Origin of the sequence: Gracilibacillus massiliensis, assembly GCF_001458115.1 — a bacterium.
Taxonomy (GTDB): Bacteria; Bacillota; Bacilli; order Bacillales; family Amphibacillaceae; genus Gracilibacillus; species Gracilibacillus massiliensis.
This window is the reverse complement of the sequence record NZ_CZRP01000011.1, coordinates 1-12,666: the sequence shown is the minus strand read 5'-3', so window position 1 is coordinate 12,666 and position 12,666 is coordinate 1. Positions and strand designations below refer to the sequence as shown.

Below are 12,666 nucleotides of genomic sequence, written 5' to 3'. Positions count from 1 at the left end.
ATTAAGCAAAATCTAAGGTTTCAGTTTCGAATAAGCGTATTTTTATATCTATTGTTAAAGTAAACACCGTTTGTTGAAAAAGAAAAATAACACAAATATTCTTAACTAATATTTCAAGGATGCCGCCCAAAACAATAAATAGAGTGGTGCAATAAAACAAATAGCTAAAAGGACAATTGCAATTGAAAAAGGCAAAATTGAATCCATTTCAACTGAATTTCTTAGAAGTGCTTCATTAGCAAATATCAAGGTTATAGAGCCAAGGTATTGAATTAGTAAAGTCGCTTTTTCAGCTTTAGAATATTGTATTTCTTTGTTTTCTTCTGTGAGATTGATATAGTTTAACTTCTCTGGATTTTTGACTAATACCCCCATAAGATACCAAATAAAAACACTTACAGCGGGCATCATAAATAAAATAAATTTCGAGCCCCAATTATCAGGTTTTCCCCTACTAAAATGAATAGCTATTTGATTTGGAATATCTGACCAAAGATAAAGTAAATGGAAAGCATGATATAAGAAAATAGCAGTTGAGATTATTATTAGTGTTAATTTAAAAGGCTTATTTTTCATTTTATCCTCCACATTTTATTGCTATCACCTTGTCTTTTTCCAGTAATATTTAATACGTTTTTCGTTAGTATCACTACGAAAAAGACAAACAGTGGTTGCATTATCCTTAATACCATCATACACATTCTCCCATAAAAAAGGGAAATATTTACTGGGGTAAGTGTTTCATTTTATAAAGCAAAAACTGTGTCATCTCTTTCCAAGCAGTCACAAACAGCTTAGTGCACCATCTTTTTGTCTTATTAATAATGCTGTGTCTAAAAATCACTTCAAAATATTACGAGACAATCCGTTACTAGATTATACAATTGATTGAAATAAAGTAATAGCGTATGATTGTTCTAGTATTTGTTCAAATAGCATGCCTATCAATTTACATAATATCGCACCCAAATAGATGAACCCTATTTCAAAAGGAGGTTTGCTTGATGGCTGAGTTGTTGCAAGTAGTTATTCCGTTATTTGCTATAATATTGTGTGGTTTTTTGGCAGGAAGGTTCTCTTTAATTTCATTCAATAGTACATCTTCTTTAAACAATTTTGTTTATTACTTTGCGCTGCCTGCTTTGCTTTTTTTATCGATATCGACAGCACCTGTTGAGCAATTATTAGATTGGAATTTTATTTTCCTAAATGTCAGTATCATCACAACGATGTTTGTATTTTCAATGTTGATTTTCCGTTTTGTCTTCAGAAAAAAATTCCCAGACCTTAGTTTGTATGGGATGATCACTACCTATGGCAACACAGGCTTTCTCGGTATTCCTTTATTAATTACAGCTTTTGGACAAGCAGCCGCAATTCCAGCAGCTATTATCAATTTTGTTTATGACGTACTTATTATTTCTTTTGTTATCATAACCTTCGAATTGGAAAAATCAAGAAAAGACAATCCAACTAATTTATTCCTGTTGATCATAAAATCTATCTTTATTAACCCGATTAATGCGTCCTTAATACTTGGGGTATTGGTAGCACTAACTAGTATTCCTGTCCCTGAATCCGTCTATGTGTTTACTGAAATTCTTAGTCCTGCAGCAGGACCAACCGCTCTGTTCGCACTAGGATTGGGTTTATCTGGTGAACGACAAGTATTAAAAAACAAAAACTTTCAAATGGCAGAATTGATGACATTAGTAGGGTTAAAATTAATTGTCTTGCCCTTGTTAGCTATATTTTATATCTATTTTATTTTTCAACCGGAAAATGCTATGTGGGCGAAATCTGTCATTTTACTATCTGCAGTACCAACTGGGGCATTAGTGTATGTATTTGCTGATAAATATAAAACGATGACAAAACAAGTACCACTCTATATTTTGGTCACAACGGTTCTATCTATTTTCACGATTGCATTTGTTTTAATTTTCTTTTGAAATGTCTCTACACAAACAGATGACAAGCAAAAATACCATAATCACAAAAAAGCGTTCCCCACAGCTGTAGGGAACGCTTTTTTGTCCACTTTTATAAAAATTAATTTACTCTAAAGCAATCATCTACAAAGTAGATATTTAATGTCTGTAATTAAACAAAAAGTTAATCACTCTTCTGCGCAACAAGCATGTAAAAAGATTCTGCTGGGAAAAATTTCTCTGTTACTTTTAATCCAGCATCTTTCAACTCCCGCTCCATTCCTTCCAAAGTAATTCTCGGTGCTTTCTCAGAATTTCCTTTTGGTTCAAGTTCCAGACAGATTAGATAGCCCTCTTCTTTTAATAGATTTTTCATTTGCTGTAACAACGGGTTCAATGGCTGAATTTCATGCAGCACAAGAGATGCTATGATTATATCGATAGAGTTTTTAGGCAAAGGAAGTGCCTCGATACTCCCCTCTACTGAAACAATATTTGTAAGCTGATGCTTCAAGGCTTTCTCTTTGATTATTTTCAACATGCTAACATCTATATCAAGTGCGTATAGATTTCCCTTGATCTTTTTCGCTGCAGGGATGGAAAAATAACCAGTTCCAGCACCAAAGTCCAATATGGTATCCGATTCTTTTAAAGGAATCCTATTCAGTAGTTGTTCTGGTGAAAATTCTTTTCTTCGTTCAGGACTTTCCAAGTACGATACCTTGTTTTTTCTATGCTTGCCATGATGATGCATATAGATCCTCCTTTTTTAAACAACTGTTTGTTTCACCTAATTAAATTTTTCTTCTATCAGTGCTGCGTTCACAGCCATGGCAGCAATCGAGCCTTCTCCTGCCGCAATAATTAATTGAGAAGGACCTGCAATTTTTGTGTCTCCACAAGCAAACACGCCTTCTGTGTTCGTACGTTGCCAGTCATCTGTTACAATTCCACCCTGTTCATTTAATGTATATTCGAGTGAAGAATCAAAGGAAGCTGCCTGTTTCCATTCAGTTGCGATAAATCCTCCTTCACGCAGTACTGTTGATTGATCGTCTAACTGGATTTTTTCAAGCATGCCCTTTTCGCCAATAAAAGTGGTGATCTGCTTTTCATTAATCCCGATGCCATTTCTTTGCAGCAATTCTTTCTCATCTAATGAAAGTACTCTACTGCCGTTAGTAAAAACAATTACATCGTTCGTCCAATTGGAAACCATTTTCGCCATATGAAAGGCCTTTTGATCATCTGCAATCACTGCCAACGGACGATCTCTTAATTCCCATCCATCACAGAACGGACAACTGAACAGGCTCTTCCCATAAAATTCATTGACCCGCGGTATATCAGGAAGCTCTTCCTTAAAGCCTGTTGCCAGTATGATTTTTTTTGCGCTGTATACTTCTCCATTTTCTGTCTCTACCTGGAATAAGTTATTTTCTTTATTTATACGATGCACCCTTAGCTTTTCGATCGAAACATCCGGATACCTGCTTAATTCCTCTTCTGCAATCCTTTTAAATTCCTGTGGATCGATACCGTCTCTTGTGATAAATCCATGAGACTCGGAAGTCACAGCATTTCTCGGCTTATTGTCATCAAACAGAATTGTTTTACGTCTTGACCTTCCAAGTACTAAAGCAGCATTCAGTCCAGCCGGTCCTCCACCAATCACAGCGCAATCAAATACCATCTGATCCACTCCTTTTTTAAAATTTTTACTTAGATTCAGCCTTTTTAGCAATATCGATCAACAGCTTTGATTTTAGTTCGCTTTTCATATTTTCCTCGGCCTGAGTCATGACGTTCTCAATCAAACATCCTTCATGATGAATAGAGCATTCGAAAAAATTTGTTTCTCCCTCAACTGCATAGATCACATCCAAGAAAGATATGTTATGCTTTGTTCTGGAGATCTTATAGCCTCCCTTCGCTCCAGGTGTCGACTCGATTAAACCAGCCTTCGTAAGTTTGGTTAGTATTTTAGAAAGATATGTCGGGGAGAGATCTTGCATTTGTGCTAATTCCTGTACTCCCACCGAACTTCTCTCAGGCTGTAACATTAAATGGACCATTGTATGCAGGGCGTAGTTCGTCGCGTTTGAATACCTCATATTTAACCTCCTCTTTCAAAAAAAGATATTAAAGACTCTTAATATCTATAATATAGAAATCTTATCACCTTCAATATAGCAAGTCAAAAAAGATGATTTTCTTTTTTGAAAATCCCCTTCTATTTAGATAAAGCAATTGCTCCATCAAGGGCATGAAATGCAAAAATTCCAAATACGAGGGATTTTAACATCGACTTGATCTACTTTTTACTTTTTGTGCTATTTAAAAAGAAGCACGGACGACAAAACCCTCATGGAATTTTCTTAATCCTTGAGGGTTTTTACGATCTTTATTAAATAAAATAAAAATACTGTATGTTCATTACTACATTCGTCATCCAAGTGGTATTTTTACTCTCACAAAGTTGTAATAATCGGTCCTTCCTTGGTAAGTATAATTGTGTGTTCATATTGAGCCACAAAGCTTTCATCGGTCAGGAAGGTCCATCCATCATCAGATTGGAAAACTTCCTCTTCTAATGTAGAGATAAATGGTTCAAAGGCAATGACCATGCCATCTTTTAAAATTTCATCATCCCAGCGTGAGTAAAAATTCAAAATATGGTGTGGTGCTTCATGAATCGAACGTCCAACACCGTGTCCAGTAAGATTTTTGATAACTGTTAAGCCATGCTGTTTCGCTATACTGTTTACAGCTTTTCCAAGACCACTTTTTTTCGCTCCCGGCTTTGCCTTTTCAAGTCCAGCATTAAATGCTTCTTTAGCAACATCACATATTTTCTGTAAAGTTGTGTCTCCATTACCAACAACGAAGGAAATTCCAGTATCTGCGAAGTATCCGTTTTTAGAACCTGAAACGTCAATATTAACAAGATCTCCTTCTTGTATGGTTCGTTTCCCCGGAATCCCGTGCGCTACTTCTTCATTTATGCTAATGCACGTATATCCTGGAAAGTCGTATTCCCCTTTTGGTGCAGATTGAGCCCCTGCTTTTTCAAACATCTCTCCTGCCATTTCATCGAGTTCTTTTGTAGTCATTCCAGGTTTTGTCGATTGAACTAACTCATCTCGAATCGTTCCACAAATTTTACCAATTTCTTTTAACCCATTAAAATCTTCTTTAGTCTTTGCTATCATCGTGTTTCCTCACTTTTTATATTATTTTACTCTCATTAAAAAGGACAGAAGCTTGGAATGAATACAGGCTTCTGTCAAAGTTATGTTCTTGTGAATCCCTCTTCTTCTAAAAAAGCTCTAGCCTCATTATACGAACGAAAGGTACCATCAAGATTTCGACCGGCATAAACGTTCCACAAATCCCCTTCGTTCACTAAAAGGAGTGAATGTTTTTCTGAATTAATCCAGTACTCTTCAATCGGAGCCTCAGCGACTGATGTTAGTGCCAATGATTCCATTGATTTTTGAATGACTGTACGTAATTCCGTTTCAGAAAAGTCTCTTATATTAATCATGCCTTTGTGATCTGTAACATAGTCATTCAGATATTCTGCATAAACAAATCCATTTCCATTGGGATGCAAATGATATACAACATTCTTTTTATCATCAGCACTTTCTTCATAATGAAAATTAACTCGATTCATCGATACATTATGTCTTGTTAATTCAGGAAAAGATTCAACTATTTTTAATTTTTGTTCAAAAGTTAACATGTTACCTCCATTTTGCCTCAAATAAGATTAGTCTAAATTATACCACTAAAGTTGAACATCACCAAAAGCTTAATACAGGAAGATATGTTCAAACAATATATAGTGTCTATTTAGTTTATAAGCTTACCAATCGAAATGGAGGTAATACATATTCTTCAAAAGGAAAGAAGATATAGCCGAGAAATTCACTTATAGTTTAAAAATAATATCTAGCAATAACTGATTAACTTTTGGCAACTGGGGTGATTTGTGATTGAGATGTTTCCTCTTCTTTTGCCTTTTGAAAAAGCTTTTTAAAATTCGAAGAGATGCCTAATAATTGTTGTTGTAAATCCACCGCTGGTTCTAAGTCATTAATACTTATTTGATATGCTCTAACCATAATTATCGTAACAATTGGGTCAAGTAGTGCCCGTTTCAATAAAGTGGTTAATACGTATGCGCCGATAATTGCTAAAAACCCTAGAAACGTGCCCAAATCAGGAGTTCCTGCTGAAATCAGTTTAGATACGAACATTAATGGAAAGACAAAGATCAGAAAACTAATAATGTTAAACAGATAGATAAAAATAACCGATCCTGTTGCTGCTTTCAGGACCCCTTTCCAACTTTGAGCATAAAGTACAACTCCATCAGATGCAGATTTCCAAACAGTCTTTTCGTTTTCTTCACTTTTTTGCAAGAAAATATAGCTCATAATAGCCTCATCAATATATCTTAAACTAACCGACATGATAGCGTTGATAATTCCGATAATATTTTTGGAACCAGGAACAAATGAAAACATATTTCCAATCCGCATAATCCATCGTTGAATTTGCCTAACAGCTCCATGTACCATGCGATCAACGACAAAAGCAACATTGGAAGCCCCAAAATTTTGTGTTACTTGATCTTTTCCATAGGCAACCATTCCTTTTCCTTCTGGTGTTTTGCCAGTTCGCAACAATTCTGTGATGACCGCAACATGACCGATTTTCACCATATATAATACGTAGCGTTCCAAAAATCTTAAACCACCGTAAATTGCTCCAAATGATAAAATCATTATAAATAAAAACGCCGCAGAACTTTCACCAAACAGCTTGAGTAATAAAAATCCTATCCCAATCATAATTCCAAGGAAGACGAAAGCTATTAAACCAAACAATCCGTAAAACAGGATTCTTGTAATGAAAAATGGCATCGTCTTCGTTATCAGTTTCATTATAGACATTTTTTAAAATTGCCTCCTTTTCATCATTTAAAACTAGTTAGAATAATAATGAATATAGGACAAACCAACATTTTCTTCATCTTGTTGAATTGTAATTTGTGATCTGCCTTCATCTGAAAGAACTGCATCTAATCTAACGAATTGACTTTGAATATTTTTATTTTCACCTTGCACCTTTTCACCTAGAAATTCCTTATATTCATTTAGAATCTCTTCCCAATCTCCCGGTTCAACTATAAAATCAGCAGATACATAACTAGAATTTTTATTCACACTATTTATAATGGCACAATTGGGGATAAAGATCTCTGCGTCGATGCTGTCTGTTACATCGGAATAATCTTGTTCTTCACACGCTGAAGGCTTCGCATCACTGGTTGCCTCTTCATTTTCTTCTGACTGTACTGAATCAGACCCTTCCGTATTTTCATCAGTCTCCTCTGTTTGCTCTGCCTGCTCATCTGACTCATTATTGACGTTGTTCGTTTCGTCACTCTCGCTATTATTTTCATCACTTTCATTATTCACAAATTCTATCCCTTCAGATGACATTTTCAGAACACCATCATTTAAAGGAATCGATACACATCCAACTAAAAGACCTGTCATAATGAACAGGCATAATCCTATCAAAAACTTTCTCATTTTTTGTATATACCTCCTGTTATTAATATCGATGAAATCATATATTTAGAACCTTTAGAAACCTAATTGTTTATCACATCTCCTACTTTCTTTTGTTTTTCTGGTTGATTAGAAAGGATATCGCGTATGTCCACTAATGTACCCTGCACTTTAAACATAACAATCAACATTTCACAATAAACACGAATAATGATAGGTCCTAAAAACAAACTGACAAAACCAGTAATGATTTGCAATGCACCACCAGAGCTAGATATGATTCCATAGCCAATCATAAAAATTCCTGAAATGATTGAACCTAACAAACACACCCAAAAAATAATTTGTATAATGATAGGGGTCATCATCTTATCGAATTTTAAAAATCTGCTCATTATCCTTCTCCCCTCCATTCTTCTCTTCCTTTGTTGTATTAAATATTCAATTAGAGCTGTTTCATCCTCCTCATGAAGTAACGAATGTTTCCTCAATTGTTACTGATATACGAATGAGGGAATCGTTAAGCTATTATGATCACCAAAATCACTAAATCTGTATTCACCAGATTCTTTTACTTGGTAGTCCCCTTCATCCGGTACTGTCGTTGTTGCTTCATAAGATAGCGTATAATCCGTCAACGTATACGATTCTTTTTCAAACTTCATGATTAATTCACCAGATATGTTCCCTCCTTCTGATACAAAATAGTTATTTAACGTATCATCGACGATAGTTTCAAATCCAAAGAAAATCAGTTCTTCAAACTGTTCGTCTGTTCCGAAAAATTCAATTCTAAAATGTGTATCGTCATCATAACCAACAAATAAATCGGAATGCTCGGCAAAGTGATTCATCACCTCCGAATTGATCCAGTAGTAGTGACGATAGCCTCCAAGCCTATTTTCGTCCTCTAACCATTCATCTGTCTCCGCTATATTCATAAAACTAACATCTGGATGGGAATACACTTCGACAAAGACATCATCGCTTCTCCCATCACCCATAACAATTTGTTCATGTGTAGTAATTTTGCTCGATTGGTTAATATAAATTTCCAGGTCCCATGTTAATGGAGATTTTTGATAGATATTTGTCTGAACTGCTTCTATATTGGCATCCAATTTCATACTGTTAATGTACATAGAACCATATGTTTCCATAATTTTCTTAACCGTTGCAACATCTAAAACTCCTTCACTTTGGTCATTGGCCTGGTCATTTTCCACCAAATTGGTCTCAGTTGTTTCGGAAACAACTTGCCCCTCGCCTCCTAATTTGTTATCAGCTTTTATTTCACGATTTCCAATGTTTTCCTCTTCAACATCTCCAGCATTTTCTACTTCTATTAATGGATCTTCATTAGCCGGCTCATCAAACAAGAGTGTCACTTCACACCCTACCAATAACAAAAAAGAAAACAAAAACAAATATTGAATCTTCCTTTTCATCTAACTTTAGCCTCCAATTTTTAGAACTGTTCGAAAGTCTATATCGCCTTTCTCATAATCATCATAATTAAGCCACGTTAAATCCAGGTTAAAAAATAAGAATTAACTGGAAATCCAAGCAGAAAAGTAGTGAGACCTCTTTTCAATATAGAAATAAATTTTTCATTAACTTATGACTAAACTAAAAAAAGCTTGTCATGAAATTAATAACTCCAATTGGAAGAGCTATATATTCATCAAGCTTCGTATAATTTTGCAGGATTCAGAGAAAATAAATGTAAGTATCTTTCAAACTTTTGAAGCATTACTCATACAAATAACAAAGCAACCATGGAGGGGTTTTATTTGAATCAGCCTTACAAGTGCCCTAAATGTAAAACAAACCGATCACGTTTTAATGTAATCGAACAAGTTGCCAAACCTGTAAAATTAAACACTACTACTGGAGAAGTAATAAACAATTATGAACAGGAACCATTAGAAGCTTTTCATGTCGCTTATAACGGCCCTGACAGAAGAATACAATGTGGAGTATGTGGCTTAATTGAAGGGGAAGACACCTTTATTAAATATGCTCAAATGCCATAAATAAATCATGGAGGATGAATAACTATGACCAAAAATCGTAAAGGACCAAAACAGCAGGAACAACCTAATTTACCCAAGAGCGTACAACAACCCTACGGTGAACCATTATCAGGATCGCATAAAGTAAAAAATAAAAACCATTCACGACAAAAACATAATCCATCACATGACATGTAAAACACCTATTCGTTAATGTAGGAATTCATCTAAAATCTGGCCACAATGGCAAAAGTTGCTACATTTTATCCATAAATAACCTGTAGCAACTTTTTTAAAATTCTATATTGAAAGACAAATCTCTAGTCCAATAATCGACAATTACATTTGCATGTTTGAGTCCAATCGTTTCTTTTAGATACGTAATAAATGTATCGAAATCCGTTTGCGTTATGTCCTTATGGCCTTTTTCAAATGTTACAACAACCATAGGTTTTCCTACTGCTACGTCGTAACTAATATATATATGTCTTGTATCTCCAAAATTTTCTGTTATATATTTTTCAATTTTTGGTTTTATTTCAAGTTCTATATATTTCTCTTGTTTTTCTATGATGATCGAATCTTCCATTCGATTCATTTTTTTATCATAATACACTATAAAGGTTTCATTTGTATCGATGTTTTGAACTGTTACTTCATGTTCAAAATAACCATAATGTTTAAAGTCAGTAGATGAGGAAATATTTTGTATTTCATAATTGATATCATGATAGTTCTCAGCTAAATAGTGTTCTGTTTGTCTAATAGCTTCGTCTTGCTCTTTATTGTTAAGCATTACGTTTATTTTGAAAGCTAAAACGATTAACAAGAAAAGTACACTAATTCCACTGAGAATGTATATCAATCTTTCAAATCCTTTTTTCATAAGAATTTTCCTTTCCCTGTTTTCACCTTTATGATCCTCTCCTTTCTTCTATAATAAACGATTTTGAGTTTTATTCTACTTTTATTTTAAAAATTATATCGTACAAAAGGAGGGCATCACGGCTGAACTTTTGTACGATAAATAGATATATCGAACAAAAGGAGGGTATCACGGTTGCGCTTTTGGGCGATAAATGATCATTGAACAATTCAGACAATTAAAACTATTTATGTAAAATAAAAAAACCTTCAACAAAAGTTGAAAGTTTTTTTTGGGATACCTGAGGTGGGATTCGAACCCACAAGCCCGAAGGCACGGCATTTTGAGTGCCGCGTGTATGCCAGTTCCACCACTCAGGCAAATATAGAATTGGAGGCGGCAACCGGATTTGAACCGGTGATAAAGGTTTTGCAGACCTCTGCCTTACCACTTGGCTATGCCGCCCCGATAAATATAGTATATGTTATTTAAAAGAAATTGTTAAATAAAAATGGAGCGGAAGACGGGATTCGAACCCGCGACCCCCACCTTGGCAAGGTGGTGTTCTACCACTGAACTACTTCCGCAAAAAATGGCTGGGCTAGCTGGATTCGAACCAGCGCATGACGGTACCAAAAACCGTTGCCTTACCGCTTGGCTATAGCCCAATAAATAAAATTAATGGGGCGACCAGTGGGGATCGAACCCACGCGTGCCGGAACCACAATCCGGTGCGTTAACCACTTCGCCATGATCGCCATTATCATAAGAAAAACAGGGGTAGTAGGAATCGAACCCACACTGGAGGTTTTGGAGACCTCTGTTCTACCGTTAAACTATACCCCTACGTTAAAAATAAATATTTAGTTAAATAAAAAAAATGGTGGAGGGAGTAGGACTCGAACCTACGAACCCGATGGGAGCGGATTTACAGTCCGCCGCGTTTGGCCAACTTCGCTATCCCTCCACTATTATAATAAGTTATATAGAGAAAAAACTTTAAAAGTGGTGGCTCGGGACGGAATCGAACCGCCGACACACGGATTTTCAGTCCGTTGCTCTACCGACTGAGCTACCGAGCCATAAAATGAATGATTAAATTGATAAGTTTAAAGTGGCGGTCCGGACGGGACTCGAACCCGCGACCTCCTGCGTGACAGGCAGGCATTCTAACCAACTGAACTACCGGACCAAATTTGGTTGCGGGGGCAAGATTTGAACTTGCGACCTTCGGGTTATGAGCCCGACGAGCTACCAGACTGCTCCACCCCGCGATGATAAAAATAATAATTATACTGTTTTGAATGATCACACGGTTATTTCAATGTATGACCTCTGCATCTTCTAGCATCCTCAATGAAGCTTGATGCTTCGAGGTTACTCGATGCTTATTCGGTGGATGTATTGCTCGTTGCTCCACCCCGCGATAATAAAAATTATAAAGTTGTAAATGGTGGAGGATGCAGGGCTCGAACCTGCGACCCCTTGCTTGTAAGGCAAGTGCTCTCCCAGCTGAGCTAATCCTCCGAAGTACAGGATGTACAAGTGCATGCGTTGCGACAGGACGTCGCGATCTTAGCATGCCATCCTTAATATAAAGTAGCAATAACTAATGATTACTCTGGTTATTATGGTGACCCGTACGGGATTCGAACCCGTGTTACCGCCGTGAAAGGGCGGTGTCTTAACCACTTGACCAACGGGCCTTATATGAAAGTGGCGGAGAGCGAGGGATTCGAACCCTCGGTACGGCGTTGACCGCACACACGATTTCCAATCGTGCTCCTTCGGCCACTCGGACAGCTCTCCATTGGCTCCACAGGTAGGATTCGAACCTACGACCGATCGGTTAACAGCCGATTGCTCTACCACTGAGCTACTGTGGAATGGATGAATATGCCTGGCAGCGTCCTACTCTTGCAGGGGCGCGAGCCCCAACTACCATGGGCGCTGGAGAGCTTAACTACTGTGTTCGGCATGGGAACAGGTGTGACCTCTCCGCTATCGCCACCAGACTTGTCCTTTTATTTTTAGTGACAAAGAATATTATACTATGTATTCACAAAAAATCAAGTGAAAATTTAATATACTTTCAAAACTAGATAAGAAGTAAAACAAGCTTCAAACAAACCGTAACTTATAGTATAGATAAGTCCTCGATCGATTAGTATTCGTCAGCTGCACATGTCACCATGCTTCCACCTCGAACCTATCTACCTCATCGTCTCTGAGGGATCTTACTCTATCGAATAGATGGGAAGTCTCAT

14 protein-coding genes, 14 tRNA genes and 2 rRNA genes are annotated in these 12,666 nt (G+C 36.4%); 3 read left to right on the top strand and 27 right to left on the bottom strand.

Going from position 1 to position 12,666, the window contains the following annotated elements:
• Positions 1-105 precede the first annotated feature (105 nt).
• A complete protein-coding gene (locus BN3107_RS03845) occupies positions 106-576 on the bottom strand; it encodes a DUF1648 domain-containing protein (RefSeq protein ID WP_058306310.1) in 471 nt (156 codons plus the stop codon).
• A gap of 428 nt (positions 577-1,004) precedes the next feature.
• Here BN3107_RS03845 and BN3107_RS03840 point away from each other — a divergent pair, with 428 nt between their 5' ends.
• Positions 1,005-1,952: an AEC family transporter gene (locus tag BN3107_RS03840; RefSeq protein ID WP_058306309.1), complete on the top strand. Its 948-nt coding sequence runs from the start codon at positions 1,005-1,007 to the stop codon at positions 1,950-1,952.
• A gap of 163 nt (positions 1,953-2,115) precedes the next feature.
• Here the strand turns inward: BN3107_RS03840 and BN3107_RS03835 are convergent, their stop codons facing one another.
• From BN3107_RS03835 to BN3107_RS03795, 9 genes are all read right to left on the bottom strand, one after another.
• Positions 2,116-2,685, bottom strand: a complete 570-nt coding sequence (locus tag BN3107_RS03835) for a class I SAM-dependent methyltransferase (RefSeq protein WP_058306308.1) — start codon at positions 2,683-2,685, stop codon at positions 2,116-2,118.
• A 36-nt stretch (positions 2,686-2,721) separates the two neighbouring features.
• The gene (locus BN3107_RS03830) at positions 2,722-3,624 is read right to left on the bottom strand and encodes an NAD(P)/FAD-dependent oxidoreductase (RefSeq protein ID WP_058306307.1); all 903 of its coding nucleotides are present in this window, start codon (positions 3,622-3,624) and stop codon (positions 2,722-2,724) included.
• A gap of 25 nt (positions 3,625-3,649) precedes the next feature.
• Positions 3,650-4,045 carry an RrF2 family transcriptional regulator gene (locus BN3107_RS03825; protein ID WP_058306306.1) on the bottom strand — a complete coding sequence of 132 codons (396 nt, stop codon included), beginning with the start codon at positions 4,043-4,045 and terminating at the stop codon, positions 3,650-3,652.
• A 357-nt stretch (positions 4,046-4,402) separates the two neighbouring features.
• Positions 4,403-5,143: a type I methionyl aminopeptidase gene (gene map, locus BN3107_RS03820; protein ID WP_058306305.1), complete on the bottom strand. Its 741-nt coding sequence runs from the start codon at positions 5,141-5,143 to the stop codon at positions 4,403-4,405.
• Positions 5,144-5,223: 80 nt separating this feature from the next.
• Positions 5,224-5,679: a hypothetical protein gene (locus BN3107_RS03815; RefSeq protein ID WP_058306304.1), complete on the bottom strand. Its 456-nt coding sequence runs from the start codon at positions 5,677-5,679 to the stop codon at positions 5,224-5,226.
• A 223-nt stretch (positions 5,680-5,902) separates the two neighbouring features.
• A complete protein-coding gene (locus BN3107_RS03810; protein ID WP_058306303.1) occupies positions 5,903-6,895 on the bottom strand; it encodes a hypothetical protein in 993 nt (330 codons plus the stop codon).
• 33 nt (positions 6,896-6,928) lie between these two features.
• Positions 6,929-7,540 carry a hypothetical protein gene (locus BN3107_RS03805; RefSeq protein WP_058306302.1) on the bottom strand — a complete coding sequence of 204 codons (612 nt, stop codon included), beginning with the start codon at positions 7,538-7,540 and terminating at the stop codon, positions 6,929-6,931.
• Positions 7,541-7,602: 62 nt separating this feature from the next.
• Positions 7,603-7,914, bottom strand: coding sequence for a DUF4282 domain-containing protein (locus tag BN3107_RS03800; RefSeq protein ID WP_058306301.1), 312 nt, complete (start codon positions 7,912-7,914; stop codon positions 7,603-7,605).
• A gap of 99 nt (positions 7,915-8,013) precedes the next feature.
• Positions 8,014-8,967: a hypothetical protein gene (locus BN3107_RS03795; protein WP_058306300.1), complete on the bottom strand. Its 954-nt coding sequence runs from the start codon at positions 8,965-8,967 to the stop codon at positions 8,014-8,016.
• A gap of 345 nt (positions 8,968-9,312) precedes the next feature.
• Here BN3107_RS03795 and BN3107_RS03790 point away from each other — a divergent pair, with 345 nt between their 5' ends.
• Positions 9,313-9,555, top strand: coding sequence for a hypothetical protein (locus tag BN3107_RS03790; RefSeq protein ID WP_058306299.1), 243 nt, complete (start codon positions 9,313-9,315; stop codon positions 9,553-9,555).
• Positions 9,556-9,579: 24 nt separating this feature from the next.
• Positions 9,580-9,732, top strand: coding sequence for a small acid-soluble spore protein P (locus BN3107_RS03785; RefSeq protein WP_058306298.1), 153 nt, complete (start codon positions 9,580-9,582; stop codon positions 9,730-9,732).
• A 94-nt stretch (positions 9,733-9,826) separates the two neighbouring features.
• Here BN3107_RS03785 and BN3107_RS03780 read toward each other — a convergent pair whose 3' ends face one another.
• From BN3107_RS03780 to BN3107_RS03700, 17 genes are all read right to left on the bottom strand, one after another.
• The gene (locus BN3107_RS03780; RefSeq protein ID WP_058306297.1) at positions 9,827-10,420 is read right to left on the bottom strand and encodes a hypothetical protein; all 594 of its coding nucleotides are present in this window, start codon (positions 10,418-10,420) and stop codon (positions 9,827-9,829) included.
• 277 nt (positions 10,421-10,697) lie between these two features.
• Positions 10,698-10,779, bottom strand: a tRNA-Leu gene (locus BN3107_RS03775).
• Positions 10,780-10,790: 11 nt separating this feature from the next.
• Positions 10,791-10,864, bottom strand: a tRNA-Cys gene (locus BN3107_RS03770).
• 47 nt (positions 10,865-10,911) lie between these two features.
• Positions 10,912-10,986: transfer RNA gene (locus BN3107_RS03765), tRNA-Gly, on the bottom strand.
• Between the two features lie 6 nt (positions 10,987-10,992).
• Positions 10,993-11,067 (bottom strand) — tRNA-Gln (locus BN3107_RS03760).
• 14 nt (positions 11,068-11,081) lie between these two features.
• Positions 11,082-11,157, bottom strand: a tRNA-His gene (locus tag BN3107_RS03755).
• A 17-nt stretch (positions 11,158-11,174) separates the two neighbouring features.
• Positions 11,175-11,245 (bottom strand) — tRNA-Trp (locus BN3107_RS03750).
• Positions 11,246-11,280: 35 nt separating this feature from the next.
• Positions 11,281-11,366: transfer RNA gene (locus BN3107_RS03745), tRNA-Tyr, on the bottom strand.
• A gap of 39 nt (positions 11,367-11,405) precedes the next feature.
• Positions 11,406-11,481: transfer RNA gene (locus BN3107_RS03740), tRNA-Phe, on the bottom strand.
• A gap of 33 nt (positions 11,482-11,514) precedes the next feature.
• A tRNA-Asp gene (locus BN3107_RS03735) sits at positions 11,515-11,591 on the bottom strand.
• A 5-nt stretch (positions 11,592-11,596) separates the two neighbouring features.
• Positions 11,597-11,673: transfer RNA gene (locus BN3107_RS03730), tRNA-Met, on the bottom strand.
• Between the two features lie 177 nt (positions 11,674-11,850).
• Positions 11,851-11,926 (bottom strand) — tRNA-Val (locus tag BN3107_RS03725).
• Positions 11,927-12,030: 104 nt separating this feature from the next.
• Positions 12,031-12,105 (bottom strand) — tRNA-Glu (locus BN3107_RS03720).
• An 11-nt stretch (positions 12,106-12,116) separates the two neighbouring features.
• Positions 12,117-12,208: transfer RNA gene (locus BN3107_RS03715), tRNA-Ser, on the bottom strand.
• A 2-nt stretch (positions 12,209-12,210) separates the two neighbouring features.
• Positions 12,211-12,285, bottom strand: a tRNA-Asn gene (locus tag BN3107_RS03710).
• Positions 12,286-12,297: 12 nt separating this feature from the next.
• Positions 12,298-12,414 (bottom strand): 5S ribosomal RNA (gene rrf, locus BN3107_RS03705).
• 129 nt (positions 12,415-12,543) lie between these two features.
• Positions 12,544-12,666, bottom strand: a 23S ribosomal RNA gene (locus BN3107_RS03700); the annotation flags it as partial.

Coding starts and splice junctions, on each gene's coding strand:
- BN3107_RS03815 (WP_058306304.1), bottom strand. CDS start 5,679: ATGTTAACTTTTGAACAAAAATTAAAAATAGTTGAATCTTTTCCTGAA.
- BN3107_RS03785 (WP_058306298.1), top strand. CDS start 9,580: ATGACCAAAAATCGTAAAGGACCAAAACAGCAGGAACAACCTAATTTA.
- BN3107_RS03805 (WP_058306302.1), bottom strand. CDS start 7,540: ATGAGAAAGTTTTTGATAGGATTATGCCTGTTCATTATGACAGGTCTT.
- BN3107_RS03840 (WP_058306309.1), top strand. CDS start 1,005: ATGGCTGAGTTGTTGCAAGTAGTTATTCCGTTATTTGCTATAATATTG.
- BN3107_RS03825 (WP_058306306.1), bottom strand. CDS start 4,045: ATGAGGTATTCAAACGCGACGAACTACGCCCTGCATACAATGGTCCAT.
- map (WP_058306305.1), bottom strand. CDS start 5,143: ATGATAGCAAAGACTAAAGAAGATTTTAATGGGTTAAAAGAAATTGGT.
- BN3107_RS03780 (WP_058306297.1), bottom strand. CDS start 10,420: ATGAAAAAAGGATTTGAAAGATTGATATACATTCTCAGTGGAATTAGT.
- BN3107_RS03830 (WP_058306307.1), bottom strand. CDS start 3,624: ATGGTATTTGATTGCGCTGTGATTGGTGGAGGACCGGCTGGACTGAAT.
- BN3107_RS03800 (WP_058306301.1), bottom strand. CDS start 7,914: ATGAGCAGATTTTTAAAATTCGATAAGATGATGACCCCTATCATTATA.
- BN3107_RS03835 (WP_058306308.1), bottom strand. CDS start 2,685: ATGCATCATCATGGCAAGCATAGAAAAAACAAGGTATCGTACTTGGAA.
- BN3107_RS03845 (WP_058306310.1), bottom strand. CDS start 576: ATGAAAAATAAGCCTTTTAAATTAACACTAATAATAATCTCAACTGCT.
- BN3107_RS03795 (WP_058306300.1), bottom strand. CDS start 8,967: ATGAAAAGGAAGATTCAATATTTGTTTTTGTTTTCTTTTTTGTTATTG.
- BN3107_RS03810 (WP_058306303.1), bottom strand. CDS start 6,895: ATGTCTATAATGAAACTGATAACGAAGACGATGCCATTTTTCATTACA.